This window comes from Enterovibrio gelatinilyticus (genome assembly GCF_028683095.1).
GTDB lineage: Bacteria > Pseudomonadota > Gammaproteobacteria > Enterobacterales > Vibrionaceae > Enterovibrio > Enterovibrio gelatinilyticus.
Genome location: NZ_JAJUBC010000006.1, coordinates 57,755 through 82,491, shown reverse-complemented (window position 1 = coordinate 82,491; position 24,737 = coordinate 57,755). Strand labels below are relative to the sequence as shown.

Sequence of the window (24,737 nt, the reverse complement as noted above, 5' to 3'; positions counted from 1 at the left end):
TTTTAGCTGATATTCAGCGCCGACGAGATAGCGTCGGAAAGCGCTGCAACCACCTGATCTTGTTCGTCTTCCGTCATGTCGAAGAACAAAGGCAAACTGAGTGCCGCATGGTAATAGTCTTCGGCGACGGGGAATTGCCCCCAATCGAACCCCAACGCTTGATAGTAGGGCTGGGTATGAACGGGAATATAGTGAACATGCACACCAATGCCTTGTTCGCGCATCGTGTCAAACACACGGCGGCGGCAAGAAGGTTCCGCAAGCTGAATTACATACAAATGCCATGCCGATTTGCAGTTGCCAAGTAATGTCGGTGTGATAAGCGGCAGAGAGGCCAGTTTCTCGTTATAGCGCTGGGCAAGCTGATTGCGTCGTTCAACAAACTCATCAAGGCGGGTTAATTGGGACACGCCTAGCGCGGCTTGTAAATCCGTCATGCGGTAATTGAATCCAAGCGCGTGCTGCTCGTAGTACCAAGCGCCTTGGTTAACGTCTTTTAGCTCAGAAGGGTCGCGTGTGATCCCGTGGCTTCGCAGGCTCTCCATGGCTTTTGCCAGCTCAGCGTCGTTGGTCACCGCCATACCACCTTCGGCAGTGGTGACAATTTTTACGGGATGGAAACTGAATACCGTGATGTCACTGTGTCGGCAGTTACCGACATACTCGTCGTGGTATTTTCCGCCAATGGCATGGGAGGCATCTTCAATCACACGAAAGTTATACTGTTTCGCTAAACGGCCAATGGCTGCCATGTCGCAGCTTTGTCCGCACATGTGTACGGCAACCAACACATCAGGAAGTTGATTAGTCTGTTCAGCGGCAATCAGTTTCTCTTCGAGTTTTATCGGGCAAAGATTGTAAGTGGCTGGGTTGATATCGACAAAGTCGACCTCTGCACCGCAGTACAAGCCACAGTTAGCAGACGCGACGAAGGTGTTCGGTGACGTCCACAAACGCTTGCCAGCGCTCAGTCCCAGCGCGAGGCAGGCCAAATGCAGGCTGGATGTGGCGCTGTTCGCAGCCACCGCGTATTCCGCCCCAACCTTTGAGGCGATGGTTCTTTCAAACTCTAAAACTCTCGGCCCTTGAGTGATGTATTCGGACTGTAATGCTTCGATGACGGCTTCTATATCAGCCTGATTTATTGATTGTCGGCTATAGCTATGCATCTGTTCTCGATCTATTGAGCAAAACACATCCATATTCACAGCAAATTTAATGCCGAAGTATTCGACTTGAGTAGAAATTGCTGAAAGGTGAAATTTGCAATGAGTGAATGTTTATAAATCATTTTATCGCAGAGTGAGTATGCAATTGGTGGAAATTTGCCTGCAGCGTGACTAGGTGTCGAAAAAAAAGGCAACTTCTTGTGAAGTTGCCTTTTCATGTCATAAGTATTCACGTTTTTGCTTACTTGTGCCGTTCTTTTAGCTTGTTTGCCACGTCTTCTAGTGAGAAACCTTGGTCTTGCAGAAGCACCATCAAGTGGTACATCAGGTCTGCGGATTCATTGATTAATTCCTCCTTATCGCCCGACGTCGCTGCAAGCGCGACTTCAACGCCTTCTTCACCCACTTTCTGCGAAATACGCTTGGTACCCTTAGCGTAAAGCGACGCAGTATAAGATGTAGAAGGATCGGATCCTCTACGGGATGCCAACACCTGCTCCAATTGATGAAGAAACACCAAGGAAGGTTTGTTTGCGTCGTCATCGCCGAAGCAGCTTTCTGTGCCGAGGTGGCAGGTTGGGCCAATAGGGTCGACTTGCACAAGCAGGGTGTCTTGGTCGCAATCAAGGTCGATGTTCTTGAGTTGCAGCACGTTGCCAGAGGTTTCGCCTTTGGTCCAAAGACGCTCCTTGGTGCGTGACCAGAACGTCACTTGCTCGGTTTCTAGGGTTTTTGCTAGGGCATCTTGGTTCATGTAACCCAGCATAAGCATTTGACCGCTCTTTGCATTTTGAACAACGGCAGGCACTAGGCCATCAACTTTGTCCCAATTAATGCGTTCAGCCAGTGCTGCGTTTCCTTCTGTCTGGCTCATAAGCGAATCTCCACATTTTCTTGTTTTAGGTATTGTTTCAAATCACCAATATTGATGACTTGTTTATGGAAAACTGAGGCGGCTAACGCGCCATCCACGTTGGCTTTTTCAAATGCATCTTTAAAGTGAACCATTTCACCTGCACCGCCAGAGGCGATAAGTGGTACATGGCACACTTCACGGACCATGTTGAGTTGGTCGAGGTCGTAACCGTTGCGAACGCCGTCTTGGTTCATCATGTTCAACACGATTTCGCCAGCGCCGCGTTTTTGCACTTCCTGCACCCAGTCACGGGTTTCCCATTTGGTCGCTTTGGTGCGCGCTTCGTCGCCAGTAAATTGATATACCTGATATTTTCCTGTTTCACTGTCGAAATACGAATCGACACCGACGACGATGCATTGCACGCCAAATTTCTCAGCAAGCTCAGTGATGAGTTCTGGGTTAGCGAGAGCAGGGGAGTTGATGGAGATTTTATCTGCACCAAACTCCAGAATGCGCTTGGCGTCTTCTGCGGTTTTAATGCCGCCTGCCACACAGAAAGGAATGTCGATGACTTCAGCCACACGCGCAACCCAGCTTTTGTCGACAACACGGCCATCGCTTGATGCGGTGATATCGTAAAACACCAGCTCGTCTGCGCCTTCAGCCGCGTAACGCGCAGCAAGGGGGACGATGTCGCCGATGATTTCGTGGTTACGGAATTGAACGCCTTTCACCACTTGACCATCACGAACATCAAGACACGGAATTATTCTTCTTGCCAGCATGCGAATGCCTCCTCAGCGGTGAATTTCTCATCCAGCAGCGCCCGGCCGACGATAACACCCGCCACGCCAGAGCCTTTCAAGGCTTCAATGTCTGCCAACGAGCCGATGCCACCGGATGATTGGAATTGAACGCTTGGGTAAGCGGCGCAAAGGTCTTTGTAGAGTTCAACGTTCGAGCCTGCCAGTGTGCCGTCGCGAGAGATGTCAGTACACAGCACATGCTTTAAGCCAACCTTCAAGAAGTCTTCAAGCAGCGCTTCGATGGTCACGCCTGAATCTTCTTGCCAACCTGAAACTGCTACAATGCGGTTGCCGTTGTCATCAATGTTGATGTCCAGTGCCAACACGATTTGCTCAGGGCCGTATTTTTCCATCCAGCCTTTTACAATTTCAGGTTGTTTCACTGCAGTTGAACCAATAACAACGCGCTTTGCGCCTGCACGAAGCAGTTCAACCACATCGCTTTCTTTGCGTACGCCACCACCAATTTGGATGTTAGCGGGGGTGCTTTCAATTAAACTGCTGATCATGGAGATTTGGCGCGCAGACGTGTCTTTCGCACCGGTCAAATCAACAAGGTGAAGCCAGTTAGCGCCCGCTTTATGGTAAAGCGCGAATTGCTCACTTGGGTTCACTTTGTATTCGGTAACTTGTCCGTAGTCACCTTGATAAAGACGAACCACTTGTCCGTCGATCAAATCTAACGCTGGAATAATCATCCCTAATTACATCTCCAAGAAGTTTTTGATTAACTGCGCACCGGCTTTGCTTGAACGCTCAGGGTGGAACTGCACACCATAGTAGTTACCGCTTTGCACCGCGGCGCTGAATGCATGACCGTAATCGCAACGGCCAATGGTGTAGTCACCTTCTGGCATGGCGTAGCTGTGTACAAAGTAGAAATAGCTGTTTTCTGGAATGTCTTTAAACAGCGGGTGGTTATCGACAGGTGTCACTGTGTTCCAACCCATGTGAGGCAAAGGTAAATCGCCCGTGTCCATCAACGAGGTGCTCGCAGGCACATGGCCTAAACAGCTCACGTCAGACTTACCTTCTTGGGAGGAATTCCCCAGAAGTTGCATACCAAGGCAAATGCCAAGCAGAGGTTGTTTCACCTGCTGAACAAGCGCAATCAAGTCGCGCTCTTCAAGGTTTTTCATTGCCTCTGTTGCCGTACCTACACCTGGCAAAAATAGCTTGTCTGCGTCCAAGACAACCGCAGGGTCACGACTAATCGTCACGTCGTAACCCAAACGCTCAATGGCAAATCGCACTGAGCTCACGTTGGCGCATCCGGTATCGATAATGACAATCTTGCTCATTTCTCTCTCCTTAGAGGACGCCTTTGCTGCTTGGCAGTTCATTGCCATCAACACGAATAGCCTGACGCAGAGTGCGACCGTAGGCTTTGAACAAACTTTCCACGATGTGGTGCGTGTTATCGCCATCTGAAGACAGGTGCAGCGTACACGCCATGGTATCCGTCAATGAACGGAAGAAGTGCTCGACCATTTCTGTTGAAAGGTCGCCGACTTTCTCTTGTGAGAAACTGGCTTCAAATTTCAGGTAAGGGCGACCTGACAAATCCAACGCACATTGTGCCAAGCACTCGTCCATTGGTAGGCTGAAACCGAAACGGCCGATACCACGTTTGTTACCCAGCGCTTCTTTTAGCGCTTGGCCTAGTGCCAATGCGGTGTCTTCAACGGTGTGGTGATCGTCGATATGTAGATCGCCCTCCACCGCTACTTTCATTTGGAAGCCGCCGTGGGTCGCGATTTGATCCAGCATGTGGTCGAAGAAACCCAAACCGGTGCTGATGCTATTGCCACCGGTTTCATCCAAGTTCACCGTGATGTTGATGTCGGTTTCTTTGGTGGTACGGGTCACAGAGGCGACGCGTGGGCTGGTGGTCAAATCTTTTAAGATTTGCTTCCATCCCAAGGTTTCAGGGTTGTACTGAATACCACGTATTGCCATGCTCTCTGCCAGTTGGATATCAGTGTGACGATCGCCAATCACAGCAGAGGTTTTGAAATCAACACGGCCTTGTTGCAGGTAGTCTTTCACCAAGCCGAGTTTAGGCTTGCGGCAGCTACAGTCTTCGTGGTCGAAGTGCGGACAAATCAGAACATCAGCAAACTTCACGCCTTGAGATTCGAAAATCTCCATCATCATGTTGTGTGGCGCATCGAAATCTGCTTGCGGGTAACTGTCTGTGCCTAAGCCGTCTTGGTTAGTCACCATCACTAATTTGTAGCCTGCATCTTGCAGCGCAAGAAGTGCTGGGATCACGAAAGGTTCGAACTTGAGTTTGTCGAGGCGGTCGACTTGGAAGTCTACAGGCGGCTCAACAATCAAAGTGCCATCGCGGTCAATAAAGAGAATTTTTTCTTTCACATTGCTTTCCTTAACAATACGTCCTTTGCTTCCTGCTTCACGCCAATTGTTGGCGGATAAAGGTCAGGGTTTTTTCGCACTCTTCTCGGTTACCGACGCTAATGCGAATGCAGCCTTCAATTGGTGAGCGTCTTAGGATGATGCCGTTATCCCACAGGGCGGTAAACAGCAGTTCCGCGTCTTCAAATTTTACTAAAAGATAGTTACCGTAACCGTCAAACACCTGGACACCCGGCAGCATAGAAAGGCCTGCTTGCAGGTATGCGCGGTTGGCGCATAGGTCAAGCACTTGGTATTTCATGCGTGCTAGACCCACTTCGGACAGTGCTTGGCAAGCAATCTCTGTCACAGGCACAGGCACTGGGTATGGCGCGATCACTTTCAACATCAGTTGGATGACTTGCGTATTCGCCAGTGTGAAGCCACAACGAAGACCTGCAAGGGCAAAGGCCTTCGACATGGTGCGTAAAATCGCAAGGTTCGGGTAACGCACCAAAAGATCGACCGTCGACGCTTCAGGGCAGAAATCGATATACGCTTCATCGACAACCACCAGCGCTTTACCTGCGGTCATCTCAAGCAATGCTTCGATGTCGCCACGGTTCAGCAGGTTGCCCGTTGGGTTGTTTGGGCTACAAACGAACACCAATTTAACGCCATCAATCTGTTTCGTTATTTCTGGCATATTGAGCTGCCAGTCTTCTGTCAACGGCACGGTTTTGCGCGCAACGCCGAAGGTTTCTGCACTGATGGAATACATGCCGTATGTTGGTGGGCAGAACAGAATGGAATCTTCACCGGCTTCACAGAAGGTGCGGATCAGCAGTTCAATGCTCTCGTCGGCACCGCGAGAGGTCAGCACTTGGTCTGGTCGAACACCGGCATACTCTGCGTAAGCGCGAATCAGCGGCTCGGGCTGACATTCGCTGTAGCGGTTTAGGCTATTTCCGTTGACCACGTATTCATTGTTGAACGGTGATTCGTTGGCGTTTAGCCAAACGTCACCTTGTCCGCCCAAACGGCGAGCAGACAGGTAAGGGGTCAATGCTTGAACGTCCTTACGGGCTAACTTCTCAATATCCATAACAACCCCTAAAATTAAGCTTTGTTGAGTTTTTCAATGCGAAGCGTGACGGCATTTCTGTGTGCGTCTAGCCCCTCAGCATTAGCCATGGCAACCACGGTAGGTGCCAGTGCTTGTAGGCCATCGGCTGACAACTCTTGTACGGTCATACGTTTACTAAAATCTGCAAGTCCAAGACTTGAATAGGTACGCGTAAAACCATAGGTTGGCAGCACGTGGTTGGTGCCTGACGCATAATCGCCCACAGACTCTGGTGACCAAGCGCCAAGGAAAATCGAGCCTGCATTATCAAGCAGTGGCAGTGATTCACGTGGATTTTTGGTCTGCACGATTAAGTGCTCAGGGCCGTAGTTGTTCGAAATAGCGATACATTGCGGCAGACTGTCGGCAATGATAATCAAGCTAGAACCAAGGGCTTTGCTGGCGATGTCTGCGCGGCTCAAGGTTTCTAGTTGGCGCTGAACAGCGTCTGCCACTTTCTCTGCTAATACAGGAGAAGGTGTTACCAGCACCACTTGTGAGTCAGGACCGTGCTCTGCCTGGCTCAGCAAATCTGCGGCAACAAAATCTGCATCCGCTTCTTCATCGGCAATCACAAGCACTTCAGAAGGTCCTGCCGGCATATCAATGGCTGCGCCTTTGAAATCATTGCTGACTTGGCGTTTTGCTTCGGTCACAAAGGCGTTGCCCGGGCCGAAAATTTTGTCCACTTTACTGACGGTTTCTGTGCCATAAGCCATCGCAGCCACTGCTTGTGCGCCGCCAAGGTTATACACTTCGTCGATTCCACAAAGCTTCGCGACATACAGAATTTCGTCTGCAATCGGTGGCGGGGAGCTCAACACTACTTTACGACAACCAGCGATTTGTGAAGGAACACCTAACATCAATACGGTGGATGGTAAGGGGGCACTACCGCCAGGGATGTACAAACCAACACGGTTGATAGGGCGAGTCACCAACTCACAGACCACTCCCGGCATGGTTTCGACCGTCAGTGGCTGTGCTTTTTGTGCTTTGTGGAAACAGGCAATATTTGTGTAGGCTTGTTTCAGCGCTTGTTTGATTTCATTGCCTAAACGATCTTCGGCACTGTCAATGTCGCTTTGGCTAACACGGATGGATTCAGGCACAACCTTATCGAATTTTTCGGTAAGGGCTTTAAGCGCTGCATCGCCACCTTCACGTACGTCGCGAAGCACGCTAGTAACAGCATCAGTGATAGATGCGCTGTCGCTGATTGCTGGGCGTTCCAGCAAGGCATCGCGTTGTTCATCGCTGAGAGATTTCCAAACCACCGTTTTCATGGCTTACTCCATCATTTTCTCAATTGGCAGCACCAGAATGGAGCTCGCACCCAAGTCCTTCAGTTTTTCCATGGTTTCCCAGAACAGGTTTTCTGTGCTGACAAGATGTACAGCTACGCGCTGTTTGTCGTGCGCCAATGGAAGGATGGTTGGATCTTCTGCGCCCGGTAGAAGCTCAACGATTTTTTCCAACGTTTCGCTCGGTGCGTGAAGCATGATGTATTTGGATTCTTTCGCTTTAATCACGCCGTTAATACGCGTAAGTAGACGTTCAATAAGTTCAACTTTGTCTGAAGCAAATTCGCCAGTGCGTTGGATAAGCACGGCTTTTGAACGGAAGATCACTTCGGCTTCTTTCAGGCCGTTTGCTTCTAGGGTTGCACCGGTTGATACCAAGTCACAGATGGCATCAGCAAGGCCAGCACGAGGTGCCACTTCCACAGAGCCGTTGAGCATACAGGTACTGAACTTAACGTCTTGCTTATCAAGGTAAGATTTAAGGATGTTTGGATAGGTCGTCGCAATGCGCTTGCCAGCGAGATCTTGAGGGCCGTTATAGTCTTGGTCTTTTTCGACAGCGACAGATAAACGACAACCACCAAAGTCTAGGCGACGCAGCTTGTTGTATTCACTTGGCTCGCCAACTTTAACGCGTTCTAGGCGAACTTCTTCTAGCTCGTTTTCACCGATAACACCGAGGTCAACCACACCATCCATGATGAGGCCTGGGATATCGTCATCGCGCACCAGCAATAGGTCGATAGGCATGTTTTCAGCGTGCGCCACAAGACGGTCGCCAGAAACATTAATTTTAACGCCACAGCGTTTTAGCAGCTCAAAGCACTCTTTTGCTAGGCGGCCTTTCTTTTGTATAGCGATTCTTAAACGTTCAGTTTGCATGATCTATTCCCTGTATCTTTGGCTTTAACGCTTCCTTCTAGAAGACGTTGCCACAATTTTTAATCCTAAAATGTAAAAAACCCCCGGAAGGTTCGCTTCCGGGGGTCTGAATCTTGTGTTCGCTTTCAATGACCGTTGGAAGAACCTAATCCTTGTCTTCCAGTCGAAACCAATGTTCCCGAAAGACTACTCAGGATGGTGATGATGGTGAATGGTCATGAGCGATTTTTGCATGTTTACTTGACTACCTTGTCTGCGTATTTGTGTAAACCAGAACACGATTTTCACAAATTGTGTGCTAAATAGGTTTAACGTTTACTTGGCATCAACACTAACAAACTCATTAAATATTGCAACAAGTAATTTGTGGATTTCTACATTTACGGAAGGGGTTCATAGGGAAAGGCGAGAAATGCTGAGTTGACTCGCATTTGGAAGACACTTTGGTGACAGTTAGATGACTCTTTTTTAGAACACTTATTGAGGGGTGAATCTCGCTACCCTCATGGCTACAGGGCGATGCCTTCGTTTTATAAATTTAATTTTCTTGCAGTCTTATGTGTTTAACGAGCTCTAGACGTAAATATCAAGTAACCCGTCTTTTTTCTTTTTGTCTGTGCTATTGGCGGTTTCGCTGTTCGATGCCTCTTGCTCGTCATTTTCGATATCGCGCTCGGCATTCGATTTCGTTTGATCTTGTTTCAAGATCGTGCCGACTTTCTTGAGCGGTGATTCTGTTAATTTGGGGAACCAAGTCATCATTCATCCTCATGATTTGTTCCCCTATGTTATCGGCGTTAATTGATGTGACTTGAGTGTTTTTTAACCACAGCACTTCTTGTGTTTTTTGCCGCTACCGCATGGGCACGGATCATTTCGTCCCACTTTGTCAGCTTTTGGGTATTCTCCGTCGATGTAATACCAGTAGCTTTCTCCATCTCTATCTTCAGCAACAAAGCGCGACTTTTCATGCAGGCAGTAAGGTGTGCCATTTTCCACATAATGCGCTTTGAACTCGACAAAACCTTGTCGTCCACTGTCATCAACAGAACTCGACAGAACTTGAAGCATTTGCCATTTGCTTTTTACTGAAGAAGCGATGGCATCGCGATGCGCTTCAGCGTGGCATGAGGTGTGGTAGGTATCCACGACGAAGTCCACCAAACCCACCACATGAGCGCTATAACGTGCGCGCATGAGCTTTTCTGGGTGATCGGCCTTGCTGTGTTCAAGGTGAATGGGCTCACAGCAATCACCATATGGCTTTTGGCTAGCGCAAGGGCAGGGTGCGGTGGTGGAAAATGTAGAGAGCTTTGCAGTCATGAAAGTGAACCGAATTAATGAAATCCGGCTCATTTTCGAAGGCTAATCAGAAAGAGTCAACATAGATGATCAATACACAGCACAAAGACCGTGTCAGCATGATTTCCCATCAAAAGGCGTGAAGGTACCAGTCATACTCCAAATTGGTAATATGTTGTTCAAATTCCTCAAGTTCTTTCTCTTTACAGGTAACAAACACATCAACGAAGTCTGTGCCAAGGAACTGACGCATCACGTCAGAAGATGACAATGACCTTAAAGCATCACGAAGATTCGTGGGTAAGGGGGTTGTGTCTACATCATAGGCATTCCCGACAATGGGGTCGCAAGGTTCAATCTTGTTATCAATCCCATGCATGATCGACGCAAGAAATGCGCTCATCATTAAATAGGGGTTTGCATCCGTGCCTGCGACGCGATGTTCAATTCTTGTGGCTTGGGGAACATCACCGGGAATGCGAAGCGCGGTTGTGCGATTTTCCAATCCCCATGTTGCTGCGTTTGGAACATAAAATTCAGGACTGAAACGACGGTACGAGTTGATGTTTGGACACAAGATAGAAAAATACTGTGGCATCAATTCAAGCAGTCCACCTAGAGCGTAGCGCATCGTATCGGTAACTTGAGCGTCTTCTTCAGGCTGGAAAACGTTGTGCCCTTGTTCATCGAGTAAACTGATGTGCAGATGCATCCCATTGCCAGCTTGATCGGCATAGGGCTTTGCCATGAAAGTGACGTCGAGATCGTGATCGTGAGCGACTTGCTTAATGACGCGCTTGAGCAATATTGAATGGTCGCACGCAGCCAGTGCGTCATCGGTGTGTTTGAGATTAATTTCGAATTGACCCGGAGCTGATTCGGCAACAATGGTATCAGCAGGTAGCCCTTGCTCTCGTGCTGCGTCGATAATGTCGGTAAGAAGATCGGCGTATTCGTCTAAATCATCCAATGAATAGACCTGCGTGTTTTCAGGACGCTTACCTGTAATCGGCGAGATAGGTGGCAATGGCGCTTTATTAGGTGACTTGCTGTCGATGAGATAGAACTCTAGCTCGAACGCTGATACGGGGTTGAAGCCTCGTTCCTGTATTTGGCGTAATACGCGGCGAAGAATCATTCGTGGATCGCCAAAAAATGGCGTATCACTTTTCTCATACATTTCGAGCATGACTTGGGCAATAGGGCGCTTTTGCCAAGGTTGACGAGTGAGTGACCCGGTCACTGGAAAACAAATTGCGTCGGATTCACCGATCTCTAGGCCCAACCCAGTTTCTTCGACGGGGTTACCTTTAATGTTCATTCCATAGATAGAGATAGGTAAGGCAATACCTTGTTCGTAGGCTTTTGGTAGCTTGTCTTTTTCTATGCGCTTACCGCGCACAATGCCGTTCATATCAAGCAATAACAAATCAACAAATTCAATATCGGGGTTGGCTTCGAGGAACTGAATAGCCTCTTGAACGTCCGGTAGATTTGTATCTTTAGGCGTGAACATTTCCCTGTCTGTTTGATATCGCATTAAACACCTACCTAAGTGTAAATTATATTAACCACTCATGTGGTTACCATTGAGTGAATAGTAAACGCATGAGAATGTCAACCGCGTCACAAGTCACAAAATACATATTACTCCTTCAAATCAATGCGATAAGCTCGGGTAAATCAGGTGATTAGCAATGTTAATAAAATGATAAATAAATAGCTTGTTTTTGTTGCTTTGGTCACTTGCGTAATTTATTTTTAACGTGTAGCGTGTGAAAAAACGAACGCAGTAAGTGTGGTAAGTGGTGGGGCAGGCCATTTATCAATCCCTCAGTTTGGGGTAATGAAAGAGCAAAGGATGGTTATGCGGTGTTCAATTTCTCCATTAGTCGGCGTGACAGGGTGTAGCACTCAGTTAGGATTACACCCTTTTCATATTGCGGGTGAGAAGTACGTGAATGCTGTCGTTGATGGCGCCGGGTGCTGTCCACTTATTATTCCTGCTTTAGGTGAAGCGTTGCCGATGAAGCAGCTTCTTTCCTCACTAGATGGCCTTATGTTTACAGGGTCACCGTCTAACATAGAACCTCATCATTATCATGGCACCCCCAGCGATGCGGGGACGGATCATGATCCTAAACGTGATGCCACAACTTTGCCGCTAATGAAGTTAGCACTGGAAATGGGCGTGCCAGTTCTGGCCATTTGCCGCGGGTTTCAAGAAATGAACGTGGTAATGGGGGGCTCCTTGCATCAAAAGCTTCATGAAGTTGGTGGTTTTATAGAGCACCGTGAAGACAAAACGGCCAGTGTCGATATTCAATATGGCCTTTCTCATACCGTTACGATCGAACCCGGAGGCCTTCTCTGCGAGGCGTGGGGTCGCACCTCTGCCGAAGTCAATTCTGTTCATACTCAAGGAATTGATCAGTTAGGTAAGGGTTTGCGACCGGAAGCAACTGCGCCAGATGGGTTGATAGAGGCATTCTCTGTCATAGAGGCTAAAAATTTCGCATTAGGGGTTCAGTGGCATCCTGAGTGGATGGTCACAAAAAATCCTTTTTATTCAGCTATCTTCGAAGTATTCGGGGATGCCTGCAGAAGAAGAGCGAAATCGCGTGAGAAAGACTATGAGCAAGCTTAAAAAATGGTTAAAAGACAATGAAATCACAGAGGTAGAGTGTGTCGTTGGTGATCTTTCGGGGATTGCACGAGGAAAAATCGCACCAGTTGATAAGTTCATCAGTGAGGGTGAGATGCGCCTGCCTGAGAGCGTATTGCTTCAAACTGTGACCGGTGACTATGTTGATGATGACATTTACTACGCGCTGTTGGATGAGGCCGATATCGACTTCATTTGTAAGCCAGATGAAGACGCAGTGTACTTGCTGCCTTGGACGATTGAAAAAACTGCACAGATCATTCATGACACCTTCGACAAAATGGGTAATCCCATTGACCTGACGCCTCGAAATGTTCTTAAAAAAGTACTCAAGCTCTACGAAGATAAAAATTGGAAACCTGTGGTGGCGCCAGAGATGGAGTTTTACCTCACTGCGCGAAGTGCCGATCCTGATTTGCCACTAGAGCCGCCAATTGGGCGTTCCGGGCGTGTTGAAACAGGGCGTCAGTCGTTTTCTATTGATGCAGCTAACGAGTTTGATCCGTTATTTGAAGACATGTATGAGTGGTGTGAGACTCAGGGATTGTCGATTGATACTTTGATCCACGAAGAAGGTGTCGCTCAGATGGAAATCAATTTCCGTCACGGCGATCCATTGGTACTTGCTGATCAGGTTTTCGTCTTCAAGCGCACGCTTAGGGAAGCCGCGCTCAAGCACAATGTGGTCGCCACCTTTATGTCCAAGCCGATTACTGATGAGCCGGGTAGTGCCATGCATTTGCACCAGAGCATTCTGGATGTCAAAACGGGCAAGAACGTGTTTACCAGCGAAGACGGCACCAGCTCGTCCTTGTTCCATGGACACATCGCAGGATTGCAGCAGTTCATTCCTCAAATGCTTCCTTTGTTTGCACCCAATGTAAATTCATTCCGCCGTTTTCTTCCTGATACTTCCGCACCTGTGAATGTGGAGTGGGGAGAAGAAAACCGTACCTGTGGTTTGCGTGTGCCAAGTTGTTCACCGCAAAACCGTCGTGTTGAAAACCGCCTTCCGGGCGCGGATGCAAACAGCTATTTGGCGATCGCAGCGAGTTTGCTGTGTGGCTACATCGGCATGATAAAAGAGCTCAAACCAACCCCCCCAGCACAAGGTCGTAACTATGAAATTCGCAGTCCTGTGTTGCCATATACCCTTGAAAGTGCGCTTGAAGGCATGGAGAACTGTGATGAGGTTTCTGAGTATTTAGGCGATGCCTTTGCTAAAGGCTACATCGCAGTGAAGCGTAAAGAGCAGGAAAACTTCAAACGCGTCATTAGTTCTTGGGAGCGCGAATTCCTGTTGTTGACGGTGTAATGACAACAGCGTAGGGAAGGCCGCCTGCTAGGTTGGTATTCAATTCATTGACAAGGATGTGGAGGTCGTGATGACACACGTCGGACAACAAAGTACTGAGACATTGCAAGCGCTGGATAACGCGCACTATTTACACCCGTTTAGCGATTCAAAAACGCTTAGAGAGAAAGGCGCACGAATGATTGTGCGTGCGCAAGGCGTGTATATTTGGGACAGTGAAGGTAACCGTATTCTAGATGGTATGGCTGGGCTTTGGTGCACCAATATTGGTTACGGTGAGCAACGATTAGCAGATGCTGCCTATCAACAAATGCTGGAACTTCCTTATTACAACAGTTTTTTCCAATGTGCACATCCACCCGTGGTGGAGCTTGCCAAAGAGATTGCCGACTTGGCACCCGACCATATGAATCAGGTGTTCTTTACTGGGTCGGGTTCTGAATCAAACGATACGGTGCTGCGAATGGTTCGTCATTATTGGACCGTTAAAGGCCAGCCTGAAAAGTTCACTATTATTGGCCGTCATAACGGCTATCACGGCTCGACGGTTGCGGGTGCAAGCCTTGGCGGAATGAAAGCCATGCACCAACAAGGCGGCTTACCGATTCCTGGAATTCATCATATCCCTCAACCGTATTGGTTTGGTGAAGGGGGTGATCTTTCTCCTGAAGAGTTTGGTACTCAAGCAGCGCAAGAACTTGAAAAAGCCATTCTCGAATTAGGTGAAGACAAAGTCGCCGCCTTTATCGCGGAACCTTTTCAAGGCGCAGGCGGCGTTGTGATCCCTCCTTCAACGTATTGGCCTGAAATAAATCGAATTCTCGCCAAGTACGACATTTTGATGATCGCCGATGAAGTGATCTGTGGTTTTGGTCGAACGGGTGAATGGTTTGGCAGCCAGCACTTTGGTATCAAACCTGATTTTATGCCGATCGCCAAAGGCATGACATCGGGATATATCCCTATGGGCGGCGTGATCGTCAGCGATCGAGTTGCACATACCTTTGAAGAAAAAGGTGGCGAGTTTAATCATGGGTATACCTATTCAGGGCACCCTGTTGCTGCTGCCGTCGCGCTAGAAAATCTTCACGTAATGAAAGAGAAGCACTTGGTTCAATATGTCAAAGAGGACATTGGGCCGTATTTGCAGACTAAATGGCAAACACTGGCTGATCACCCATTGGTGGGAGAGGCGCGTGGCCTTGGTTTAGTCGCAGCCATTGAGTTGGTGAAAGATAAAGCAACCCGTGCTCGGTTCGATGAATCTGTCGGTATAGGTGGGATCTGCCGAGACAAAAGTGTCGAGAATGGCCTAGTTATGCGGGCTTGCGGCGACACCATGATCATCAGCCCACCTCTTGTCATCTCACATTCGGAAGTGGATGAACTTGTGGAAAAAGCACGTTTGGCCTTGGATCTCACCTTCGAGCAACTTCAAGCGCTTGGCGCGGTGTAGCGTTATATAGAAAGGATGATCTTGATGCGTGCACTTTTGTGTATGCAAACCATCACGCCAGATTGGATAGATCTGGTGGGGAGAAAAAGTGTGGCAGTGCGCTTTCTCTCCTAAACGGAAAGGACCCTAAGGAGTACACATGAAAATGGCTACTAGAAATAAGACCACAGTAATGACCTTTGCAGGGCTGTTGGTATCATCAGGACTGATGTTGTCGACAAGCGTACAAGCAGAAGAAATTCTTCGCATTTACAACTGGAGCGATTACATCGCCGAAGATACGATTGAGAATTTTGAAAAAGAAACGGGCATCAAAGTCACCTACGATGTGTATGACAGCAATGACGTACTCGAAGCCAAGTTGCTATCAGGAAACTCTGGCTATGACTTAGTGGTTCCTTCCAGTAACTTCCTCGCTAAACAGATTCAAGCAGGTGCTTTCCAAAAGCTGGATAAAGCGCTTCTGACCAACAACGGCAACCTTGATCCAGCCATGATGAAACGCCTAGAAATGGCAGATCCAGGTAACCAATATGCGATCCCTTACCTTTGGGGAACCAATGGCATTGGTTACAACGTAGAGAAGGTGAAAGCCGCTTTGGGTGGGCCGTTACCTGAAAATAAATTGGATCTGCTTTTAGATCCAAAATACGCAGCCAAGCTAAAAGATTGTGGGATTGCCGTGGTCGATTCGGCAGACGAAGTGATGCCGCAAGTACTGCAGTATTTAGGTAAAGATCCAAACTCAACCAACAAGAAAGATTACAAAGCCGTCGGTGAGGCGCTCGCAGAAATCCGCCCTTACGTCACCTATTTCCACTCTTCTCGTTACATCACAGACCTTGCGAATGGTGATATCTGTTTAGCTTATGGCTTCTCAGGCGATATTTTCCAAGCGGCAGACCGTGCGGATGAAGCAGGGAATGGGCAAGTTATCGACTACGCCATTCCGAGCGAAGGTGCCCAGCTTTGGTTCGACATGATGGCAATCCCCGTCGATGCGAAGAATGCCAAAAATGCACTAACCTTCATGAACTACTTATTACGCCCAGAAGTGATAGCCCCTATTACTGATTACGTGGTGTATGCCAACCCGAATCCCGCATCCAATGATCTGATTGAAAAAGAGATCTTGGAGAATCCGTCAATTTATCCAACGCCAGAAGTGATGGATAGACTGTTCATTTCTGAAGTCCTTCCTTTGAAAATCAACCGCGTACGAACGCGCATTTGGACCCGTATGAAGACGGGGCAATAGCGACGTCTTGTCGCATGCTTTACGCCGTGCATCTGCATTGACTCCGCGCGGCGTTTTGCTCTACCGGATGTATTGTTCCGCTGGATGTATCGCTCTGAGGAGTGCCACCCATTGAGTTTGATTGCTTAGGTAATGTTGAAACGAATGTTGGACGGTACTTGTTTCAGAGCAAATGTCGGCGAATGCAGCAGTAAGTAGGAGGTCTCATGACGACCAGTAATCCGCAACCAAGTAACCAGCAACCAAGCGCGGAGCAGGGAGCGGCGAAACAAGATCCGCTATTGAAAATAGATCGTGTCAGCAAATTATTTGGCGATGTTCGTGCTGTTGATGATGTGTCACTGACCATTGATCGCGGCGAGATTTTCTCGTTGCTTGGCGGATCTGGCTCGGGGAAATCGACCCTGCTGCGAATGCTGGCCGGCTTCGAAAAGCCGTCGAGCGGGCGCATTTATCTTGATGGTGAGGACATCACGGATATTCCTCCCTATGAACGCCCGATCAATATGATGTTTCAGTCTTACGCACTGTTTCCGCACATGACGGTGGCGCAGAATATTGCGTTTGGACTCAAGCAAGACAAGATGAAGAAAGATGAGATCAAAGTTCACGTCGAAGAAATGCTTCGTCTGGTGCGTATGGAAGCCTTTGCGAACCGAAAACCACACCAGCTTTCCGGTGGTCAACGCCAGCGAGTGGCCTTAGCGCGTTCGCTCGCCAAAAGGCCAAAATTACTGCTTCTTGATGAGCCAATGGGTGCCCTAGATAAGAAACTGCGAACCCAAATGCAATTGGAAGTGGTGGAGATTCTGGAGCGGGTTGGCGTGACCTGTGTGATGGTGACACACGACCAAGAAGAAGCCATGACCATGGCTGGGCGTATATCCATCATGCACGAAGGGTGGATAGCACAAACAGGTACACCGACCGACATTTATGAAAGCCCGAACAGCCGAATGATTGCTGAATTTATTGGTTCGGTGAATTTGTTCGAAGGGGAGATTGTGACGGATGAGGCGGACCACTGCATCATTGAATCACAAGAAACGCCGCAGCCGATGTTTGTTGGTTATGGTGTTGCCACTAACCTAGAAGACAAAAAGGTTTGGCTCGCGGTTCGCCCAGAAAAAGCATTGATCGGGCGGGATAAACCGGATGATCAGTACAATTGGGCGAAAGGCACTGTGCATGATATTGCCTATTTGGGCGGGACATCGGTGTATTACGTCAAATTGCCGTCTAACAAGATTGTTATGTGCAGTATGACAAACATTACTCGCCGACAAGACAGACCCACATGGGACGATGAAGTCTTCATTAGCTGGGAGGCCACCAGTGGGGTGGTATTGCGTGTATGACGAATTCCACCTCCCCCTCACAAAATGGCACGAAAGGGGCCGCGCCACATAAGTCACGCGTCCTTTTCCCAAAGGGTCGTCATTTCACCATGGGCTTCCCGTTCTTTTGGCTATTGCTGTTTTTTGCGCTGCCGTTTGCCATCGTTTTAAAAATCAGTTTTTCAACGGCAGCCATTGCGATTCCGCCGTATGAAGCCATCATGCAGTACGCCGATGAAATGCTCGAGATTGCCATCAACCTTGAGAACTACATTCGTATTCTTGACGATGACTTGTATTACCTCGCTTATCTTAGCTCTCTGAAGATTGCGTTCTTCTCGACGTTAGGCTGCTTGTTTCTCGGCTATCCGATGGCTTATGCCATTGCGCGCGCTCCCGCGCGAATGCAAACCTTGCTGCTATTACTGATCATGCTGCCTTCATGGACATCGTTTTTGATTCGAGTGTATGCATGGATGGGGCTGCTCAGTAACACTGGGATCATCAACAGTTCTTTGATTTGGCTGGGCGTGATCAGCGACCCTATCCAAATCCTCAACACCAATGTTGCAGTGTATATCGGCATTGTTTATACCTATTTGCCCTTCATGGTGCTGCCACTCTATGCCACTTTGGTAAAGCTTGACGGTAGCTTGTTGGAAGCCGCGTCTGATCTTGGTTCTCGCAATTTCAATACCTTCTGGAACGTGACCTTACCGCTGTCTAAAGGCGGCATAATTGCCGGCTCTATGTTGGTGTTTATTCCGGTGGTCGGTGAGTTCGTGATCCCCGAACTTCTTGGTGGCCCTGAAACCTTGATGATAGGTAAGGTGCTGTGGCAGGAATTCTTTAACAACCGTGATTGGCCTGTGGCATCGGCACTGGCAATAGTGATGCTGTTACTGTTGATCATCCCGATCACCTTGTTCCATCACTATCAATCCAAAGACATGGAGGCAGACCGATGAAACGTTGGCAATTTTCGACTGTCATGCTCTGGGTTGGTTTGTTGTTCCTTTATCTGCCCATGTTGATCTTGGTGATCTACTCCTTCAATGCCTCCAAGCTCGTGACAGTTTGGGGTGGTTTTTCACCAAAGTGGTATGCAGAACTGTTTAAAGATGAGCAGATCCTGCAAGCCGTTTGGACGAGCCTTCGCATCGCGTTTTATAGCTCCACCATGGCCGTGATTATCGGCACGCTGGCAGCTTTTGTGATGACGCGATTTAAGCGCTCATGGGGGCGGTTAAGCCTATCGAATATGATTACAGCGCCTTTGGTCATGCCTGATGTGATCATCGGTTTGTCCTTGTTGCTCTTGTTCGTACAAATGGGAGAGCTGTTTGGCTGGCCCGCAGAACGTGGCATGACAACCGTGTGGATTGCGCACTCTACATTCTGTGCGGCTTATGTGGCAGTGGTGGTGTCATCGCGATTGCGGGAGCTCGATTTTTCCATCGAAGAAGCGGGCATGGATTTAGGCGCAACACCGCTGAAAGTCTTCTTTGTGATCACTGTGCCCATGATAGCGCCTGCGTTGGTGGCGGGTTGGTTACTGAGCTTTAGTCTATCTCTGGATGATCTGGTGATTGCGAGTTTCGTGTCAGGGCCGGGGTCAACCACCTTGCCAATGGTGGTGTTTTCTTCAGTTCGCCTTGGTGTGTCACCCAAGATCAATGCCCTCGCTACCTTAATCATTTTGGTTGTCTCTTTGTTTGCTTTTCTTTCTTGGTATGTCGCCCGTCGAGCGGAGCGAAAATCGAAAGAAGAAATGTCACTGCTCAATATGAAATCTGAGTAGCTAAGACCAGAGCAGCTAAGAGCAGAGCAGCAAAGGGAAGTCTTTCATCATGTTGGAACAAATTGGCTCAGAAGGAGCATCGCAACTCATGCAAAATCCGCCGTTAGAGCATACTGCGTCATATTATGCAGCGTCTGCCAATGTATCTGCGCAGAGAGACGTCTTAACCGATGATGTCATCACTGATGTATGCATTATCGGCGCTGGCTATACCGGTTTGTCTTCTGCATTGCACCTGCTGGAAGCGGGATTCAATGTCACTGTGTTGGAAGCGGCGAGAGTGGGTTGGGGCGCTTCAGGCCGCAATGGCGGACAAATTGTGAATAGTTACAGCCGTGATATCGATGTGATAGAGAAAACGGTGGGTGCGGAAAAGGCCAAATTGTTTGGCGAAATGGCGTTTGAAGGCGGCAAAATCATTCGTGATCGGATTGATAAATACAACATCCAATGTGATTTGAAAAACGGAGGTGTATTCGCAGCGCTGAACATCAAACAGATGCGCGAGTTGGAACACCAAAAAGCGCTTTGGGAACGTCATGGTAACGACCAATTGGAAATGCTGGATACAACAGAGATTCGCAGTGTCGTCGATACGCAGAACTATGTGGGTGGTTTGCTTGATAAATCAGGGGGCCATATCCACCCCCTTAATCTAGCGTTAGGTGAAGCGGCAGCCGTCGAAAGCTTAGGTGGCAAAATCTATGAGCACTCCGCGGCGATTCGTATTGAACGTGGCGAACCCGTCAAAGTATTTACCGATAAAGGATCTGTGACGGCGTCATTTTTAATTGTGGCAGGCAACGCCTATTTGGGCGGCTTGATGCCAGAGCTTCGCGCAAAGTCGATGCCATGTGGCACGCAGGTGGTAGCGACGGAGCCATTGACTGACTTGCAGGCCCAGAGTTTGCTGCCACAAGACTACTGTGTGGAAGATTGTAATTACTTACTGGATTACTTCCGGTTATCTGGCGATAAGCGTCTGATCTATGGTGGAGGCGTGGTTTATGGTGCGCGAGATCCGGCGGATATTGATGCCATCATTCGTCCTAAAATGCTCAACACGTTTCCTCAGTTAAGCCAAGTGAAGATCGACTACCGCTGGACGGGTAATTTCTTAATGACCTTGTCGCGATTACCACAGGTGGGGCGTGTGGGTAGCAATATTTACTATTCGCAAGGCTGTAGTGGACACGGAGTCACGTACACCCATTTGGCAGGACGCTTGATGTCAGAAATGATGCGCGGTCAGGCAGAAAGGTTTGATGCATTTGCAAGCTTGCCACATCTTCCATTCCCTGGCGGACATATGTTGAGTGTGCCTTTCTCCGCGTTGGGTGCGTGGTATTACACCGTACGGGATAAATTTGGGATATAAGACTATAGCGGTTTAAACACGAAGCGCCCATGTCAGTGCTAGGGCGCTTTGTTGATTCTAAAATCTAGAAATTTGCTGGCGTTGTCGCACTGAAGATTCGGCACTCTTTATCAAACGGATTGGCGAAGCGGTGAGGGCGGTTACTGTCGAAGTAATAACTGTCTCCAACTTCAAGTACATAGATATCATCGCCAACAGTGAGTTCTAATTGTCCTTCAATCACAAGCCCCGCTTCTTCACCGTCGTGCTGAAGCATGTCGTCGCCTGAATTAGTGCCGGGCGGATAAATCTCGGACAAGATAGATAGGGCGCGATTAGGGAAAGCTTTGCCGATCACTTTCATTGAAACGCCATTAGAACCGATCTCAAGCAGATCTTCTTGGCGATAAATCACGGGTGCAGCCTCGTTTTGACTGATATCGGTCGAGAAAAACTCGACGAGAGACATTGGGATGCCAGACAACACTTTTTTGAGAGAACTTACGGAAGGGCTGACACTGTTTTTCTCAATCATTGAAATGGTGCTGTTTGTTACGCCTGCACGTTTGGCTAACTCACGCTGAGATAATCCACGGTTTTTACGAACGGCTTTGAGGTTTGCACCAATATCCAATGTCCCACTCTCCTTTGACTCAGTAAGATGTTTTATTACTGTAATAGATTTCGAACGTGCGATCCTACTTGGTAGGCTGTGGGAATCAAGTATTTTGTGATGATATCGTCATAATGTAAAAAATATTCATCGGATTGGGATGGGTGAGCTTGAGGTTGGATTGTTTGGCTAAGGGAGGGGGCTTCATATTTGACGCCTAATCTCATATGAATATCAATGAGTGATCTGAGCCAGAAGATTACAAATGAAACGCTTAAAATGTATATTTTCCGCTTCACCTTGCTGTAGTGAATACGTTAATCTTTGTTAATTATATTTTACACTGGTGCTGATCATGGGTTCTACATCATCAAAACTTGCGCATACGCAATCCTATTACGCGGCAACCGCTAAATATAGCCAGCGCTACCCTGAACTGACTGAATCGGTGACAGCAGACATCTGCATTGTTGGTGGGGGATTTAGCGGGGTAAACAGTGCGATTGAACTCGCCTTACGTGGGTATTCTGTGGTGGTGTTGGAAGCCAATAAAATTGGATGGGGGGCGTCAGGTCGAAACGGTGGCGAGCTAATTCGCGGTATTGGACATGGCGTTGAGCAGTTTACCCAACAAATAGGCAAAGAGGGCGTTGATGCCATTAATCGAATGGGCATCGAGGCTGTTGAGATCGTTAAAGATCGGGTCGATACATTCAATATCGATTGTGATCTCACCATGGGTTATTGCGATCTCGCATTAAAACCAGCCCACATGAAAGAGCTTGAAGAAGATTTCGACAGCTTGAAAAATGCGGGTTATGAGCATGAGATTCGCATGCTTAGTAAGGAGTCTTTGTCGGATGTGATTGGCTCTGAGCGATATATTGGTGGCATGCTGGACATGGGAAGTGGTCATCTGCATCCCCTTAATTTGGCCACAGGTGAAGCTGCGGTGGCAGCGAGTTTGGGCGTTCAATTGTTTGAAGATAGCCCAGCGGTAGAAATTGTTAAGGGAACCAAGCCTTTAGTTAAAACGGATAAAGGGCAAGTAAGCTGCCAGTATGTTCTGTTGGCGGGCAACGCCTACATCGGCCATAAACTTGAGCCGTATGTTGGTGGAAAAGTCTTACCCGCAGGTAGCTATATCATTGCTACCGAGCCGTTAACGGACGAGCAAGTTCAAAGCATTATTCCAAAAAACATGGCGTTTGCTGATTTGAGTATGGCGCTGGATTATTATCATCTTTCCGGCGACAACCGGTTATTGTTTGGCGGGCTCTGTACCTACTCAGGGAAGGATCCAAAAGACATCACTGCCGCTTTGCTTCCAAATTTAGAACGTGTTTTTCCGCAACTCAAGGGCGTTAAAATCGACTTTGAATGGGGGGGCATGATCGGCATTGGTGCGAACCGTCTTCCCCAAATCGGGCGACTGCCAGATGCGCCCAATATCTTTTACGCTCAGGCCTATTCTGGTCATGGTGTCAACGCAACGCACATGGCTGGCAAAGTGATTGCTGAGGCGATTTCTGGTACGGCTGAACGCTTTGATGTGTTTGCGAAAGTAAAACACATGACATTCCCCGGCGGGCCGTTGCTTCGCTCACCTTTGCTCGCTATCGGTATGACCTATCATCGAATCAAAGAAGTACTTCAGTGACGCAAGTCGCGGTACGGTACTTGATTTCTTTAAATAACAAATTCAGCCACTTAGCGTCTCAAAAATAAGTTTGAGACGCGTTGTCATACTTTTCTCGTTTTCCGGTCTATTAACTATCCGAGTAATCTAAAAATACACATTGTCAGATTGTGTCGGTAAAACGCTGCATTACTTTTACTAACGGATGTAGAAACGGTACTTTTGCTGGGCGCATGTTAATCAGGAGAGAAGAATGGCTGGAAAACGTAATAAGGTGACCTTCAAGAGTGGCGGGTTAGAGCTTGCAGGGTTGTTGGAAACCCCTGAACAGAATGTACGTGGCTACGCCTTGTTCGCGCATTGTTTCACCTGTGGTAAGGATGTCGCTGCGGCTTCTCGTATTTCACGTGCCTTGGTCAACATTGGTTTTGCTGTTTTTCGATTTGATTTCACGGGCCTTGGTGGCAGTGATGGGGACTTTGAAAACACCAATTTTTCATCGAACGTTGATGATCTCGTGGCTGCGGCTGATTTCTTGCGTGATAATTATGAAGCACCATTACTGTTGATTGGTCATAGCCTTGGTGGGCGTGCGGTGTTGTCAGCAGCACACCGCATCCCAGAAATTGCGGCAGTTGCTACCGTTGGCGCCCCTGCCGATGCGGAGCATGTATCAAAGCAATTTTCTGCGCACGTAGAAAATATCGATGCAGAAGGTCAAGCAGAGGTGAGCCTAGCAGGTCGTCCATTTACCATCAAAAAGCAATTCCTTGATGACATCCGCGCTGAGAATGATGACATCGAAAACTTGCGTGTTCCTTTGTTAGTGATGCACTCGCCAATCGACAGCATTGTGTTGATTAAGGAAGCCGAGAAAATCTACACACGTGCGAAACACCCGAAAAGCTTTGTCACGTTAGATACGGCAGACCATTTGTTGACCAACAAAGATGACGCGCAATATGTGGCAGAGTTAATTGCCGCGTGGTCTCAGCGCTATATTGATAAAGCGTCGCCCATCAAAGAGGCTGAGGCGGGTGTGACACGTGGCGAGGTGTTGGTGAGTGAACACAATAAAGCCTTCACGCGCACTATTCAGACTGATCATCATCAATGGTTTGCTGATGAACCCATTGATTTCGGTGGCGATAACCTCGGGCCTGATCCTTACGAACATTTGCTAGCTGGGCTGGGTGCTTGTACATCCATGACTATTCGCATGTATGCAAATCGCAAAAAACTCGCCTTGGATGATGTGAAAGTCACGCTGTCACATAGCCGCCAACATGGCGCGGATTGCGAGCACTGCGATGAAGAACATTCGAAAGTAGAAGTATTAGCACGCACGATAGAGCTGGTGGGCGATTTGACAGAAGAAGAACGTCAGCGTTTGTTGGAAATCGCCGATAAATGCCCAGTGCATAAAACCTTGGAAAGTAAGATTGTGATCACGACGGCGTTGGCAGATTAAGAACTGAGTTTTCAAGCAT

The 24,737-nt window shown here is 48.2% G+C and carries 23 protein-coding genes and 1 other annotated feature; of the genes, 10 read left to right on the top strand and 13 right to left on the bottom strand.

The window, feature by feature from the left end; genetic code table 11:
* Positions 1-2: 2 nt before the first annotated feature.
* The 12 genes from pseC to LRP50_RS07025 form a co-directional block, all read right to left on the bottom strand.
* A complete protein-coding gene (pseC, locus tag LRP50_RS07080) occupies positions 3-1,169 on the bottom strand; it encodes a UDP-4-amino-4,6-dideoxy-N-acetyl-beta-L-altrosamine transaminase (RefSeq protein ID WP_274163760.1) in 1,167 nt (388 codons plus the stop codon).
* Between the two features lie 241 nt (positions 1,170-1,410).
* Complete coding sequence (hisIE, locus tag LRP50_RS07075) at positions 1,411-2,043, bottom strand: bifunctional phosphoribosyl-AMP cyclohydrolase/phosphoribosyl-ATP diphosphatase HisIE (RefSeq protein ID WP_274163759.1); 633 nt, start codon at positions 2,041-2,043, stop codon at positions 1,411-1,413.
* Positions 2,040-2,813 (bottom strand): imidazole glycerol phosphate synthase subunit HisF, encoded by a 774-nt coding sequence (gene hisF, locus LRP50_RS07070; protein ID WP_017008889.1) that lies wholly within the window; start codon positions 2,811-2,813, stop codon positions 2,040-2,042. The genes hisIE and hisF overlap by 4 nt, the downstream gene beginning before the upstream one ends.
* Entirely contained in the window at positions 2,795-3,532 is a 738-nt protein-coding gene (gene hisA, locus LRP50_RS07065) for a 1-(5-phosphoribosyl)-5-[(5-phosphoribosylamino)methylideneamino]imidazole-4-carboxamide isomerase (RefSeq protein ID WP_017008890.1), read from the bottom strand. The genes hisF and hisA overlap by 19 nt, the downstream gene beginning before the upstream one ends.
* 6 nt (positions 3,533-3,538) lie before the next feature.
* Entirely contained in the window at positions 3,539-4,135 is a 597-nt protein-coding gene (hisH, locus tag LRP50_RS07060) for an imidazole glycerol phosphate synthase subunit HisH (protein WP_274163758.1), read from the bottom strand.
* Positions 4,136-4,145: 10 nt separating this feature from the next.
* The gene (gene hisB / locus LRP50_RS07055; RefSeq protein WP_274163757.1) at positions 4,146-5,213 is read right to left on the bottom strand and encodes a bifunctional histidinol-phosphatase/imidazoleglycerol-phosphate dehydratase HisB; all 1,068 of its coding nucleotides are present in this window, start codon (positions 5,211-5,213) and stop codon (positions 4,146-4,148) included.
* A gap of 37 nt (positions 5,214-5,250) precedes the next feature.
* Complete coding sequence (hisC, locus tag LRP50_RS07050) at positions 5,251-6,291, bottom strand: histidinol-phosphate transaminase (protein WP_274163885.1); 1,041 nt, start codon at positions 6,289-6,291, stop codon at positions 5,251-5,253.
* Positions 6,292-6,311: 20 nt separating this feature from the next.
* Complete coding sequence (gene hisD / locus LRP50_RS07045; protein ID WP_274163756.1) at positions 6,312-7,604, bottom strand: histidinol dehydrogenase; 1,293 nt, start codon at positions 7,602-7,604, stop codon at positions 6,312-6,314.
* 3 nt (positions 7,605-7,607) lie between these two features.
* Complete coding sequence (gene hisG, locus LRP50_RS07040) at positions 7,608-8,504, bottom strand: ATP phosphoribosyltransferase (RefSeq protein WP_274163755.1); 897 nt, start codon at positions 8,502-8,504, stop codon at positions 7,608-7,610.
* 71 nt (positions 8,505-8,575) lie between these two features.
* Positions 8,576-8,715, bottom strand: a sequence feature (His leader region).
* A 362-nt stretch (positions 8,716-9,077) separates the two neighbouring features.
* Positions 9,078-9,266, bottom strand: coding sequence for a hypothetical protein (locus LRP50_RS07035; RefSeq protein WP_274163754.1), 189 nt, complete (start codon positions 9,264-9,266; stop codon positions 9,078-9,080).
* A gap of 60 nt (positions 9,267-9,326) precedes the next feature.
* Entirely contained in the window at positions 9,327-9,827 is a 501-nt protein-coding gene (locus LRP50_RS07030; RefSeq protein WP_274163753.1) for a YchJ family metal-binding protein, read from the bottom strand.
* 109 nt (positions 9,828-9,936) lie between these two features.
* Complete coding sequence (locus LRP50_RS07025; protein ID WP_274163752.1) at positions 9,937-11,346, bottom strand: glutamine synthetase family protein; 1,410 nt, start codon at positions 11,344-11,346, stop codon at positions 9,937-9,939.
* Positions 11,347-11,673: 327 nt separating this feature from the next.
* Between LRP50_RS07025 and LRP50_RS07020 the strand changes: the two genes are divergently transcribed.
* The 8 genes from LRP50_RS07020 (at position 11,674) to LRP50_RS06985 (ending at position 21,016) form a co-directional block, all read left to right on the top strand.
* Positions 11,674-12,453 (top strand): gamma-glutamyl-gamma-aminobutyrate hydrolase family protein, encoded by a 780-nt coding sequence (locus LRP50_RS07020; protein WP_274163751.1) that lies wholly within the window; start codon positions 11,674-11,676, stop codon positions 12,451-12,453.
* Positions 12,440-13,786: a glutamine synthetase family protein gene (locus LRP50_RS07015; protein ID WP_274163750.1), complete on the top strand. Its 1,347-nt coding sequence runs from the start codon at positions 12,440-12,442 to the stop codon at positions 13,784-13,786. The genes LRP50_RS07020 and LRP50_RS07015 overlap by 14 nt, the downstream gene beginning before the upstream one ends.
* 70 nt (positions 13,787-13,856) lie before the next feature.
* On the top strand, positions 13,857-15,242 hold the full coding sequence (locus LRP50_RS07010) for an aspartate aminotransferase family protein (protein ID WP_274163749.1): 1,386 nt from the start codon (positions 13,857-13,859) through the stop codon (positions 15,240-15,242).
* A 139-nt stretch (positions 15,243-15,381) separates the two neighbouring features.
* Positions 15,382-16,500 (top strand): polyamine ABC transporter substrate-binding protein, encoded by a 1,119-nt coding sequence (locus tag LRP50_RS07005; protein ID WP_274163748.1) that lies wholly within the window; start codon positions 15,382-15,384, stop codon positions 16,498-16,500.
* A 206-nt stretch (positions 16,501-16,706) separates the two neighbouring features.
* The gene (locus LRP50_RS07000; RefSeq protein ID WP_274163747.1) at positions 16,707-17,858 is read left to right on the top strand and encodes an ABC transporter ATP-binding protein; all 1,152 of its coding nucleotides are present in this window, start codon (positions 16,707-16,709) and stop codon (positions 17,856-17,858) included.
* Complete coding sequence (locus tag LRP50_RS06995; protein ID WP_274163746.1) at positions 17,855-18,805, top strand: ABC transporter permease subunit; 951 nt, start codon at positions 17,855-17,857, stop codon at positions 18,803-18,805. The genes LRP50_RS07000 and LRP50_RS06995 overlap by 4 nt, the downstream gene beginning before the upstream one ends.
* Positions 18,802-19,638: an ABC transporter permease subunit gene (locus tag LRP50_RS06990; RefSeq protein WP_274163745.1), complete on the top strand. Its 837-nt coding sequence runs from the start codon at positions 18,802-18,804 to the stop codon at positions 19,636-19,638. Before LRP50_RS06995 ends, LRP50_RS06990 begins: the two co-directional genes overlap by 4 nt.
* Before the next feature lie 49 nt (positions 19,639-19,687).
* Positions 19,688-21,016, top strand: a complete 1,329-nt coding sequence (locus LRP50_RS06985) for an NAD(P)/FAD-dependent oxidoreductase (RefSeq protein WP_274163744.1) — start codon at positions 19,688-19,690, stop codon at positions 21,014-21,016.
* 64 nt (positions 21,017-21,080) lie between these two features.
* Here the strand turns inward: LRP50_RS06985 and LRP50_RS06980 are convergent, their stop codons facing one another.
* Positions 21,081-21,629 (bottom strand): cupin domain-containing protein, encoded by a 549-nt coding sequence (locus tag LRP50_RS06980; protein WP_274163743.1) that lies wholly within the window; start codon positions 21,627-21,629, stop codon positions 21,081-21,083.
* A gap of 334 nt (positions 21,630-21,963) precedes the next feature.
* On the opposite strand from LRP50_RS06980, the gene LRP50_RS06975 reads away from it, so the two are divergent.
* Positions 21,964-23,268 (top strand): NAD(P)/FAD-dependent oxidoreductase, encoded by a 1,305-nt coding sequence (locus LRP50_RS06975; RefSeq protein WP_274163742.1) that lies wholly within the window; start codon positions 21,964-21,966, stop codon positions 23,266-23,268.
* Between the two features lie 232 nt (positions 23,269-23,500).
* Positions 23,501-24,718, top strand: a complete 1,218-nt coding sequence (locus LRP50_RS06970; RefSeq protein WP_274163741.1) for a bifunctional alpha/beta hydrolase/OsmC family protein — start codon at positions 23,501-23,503, stop codon at positions 24,716-24,718.
* The last annotated feature ends 19 nt before the right edge of the window (positions 24,719-24,737 follow it).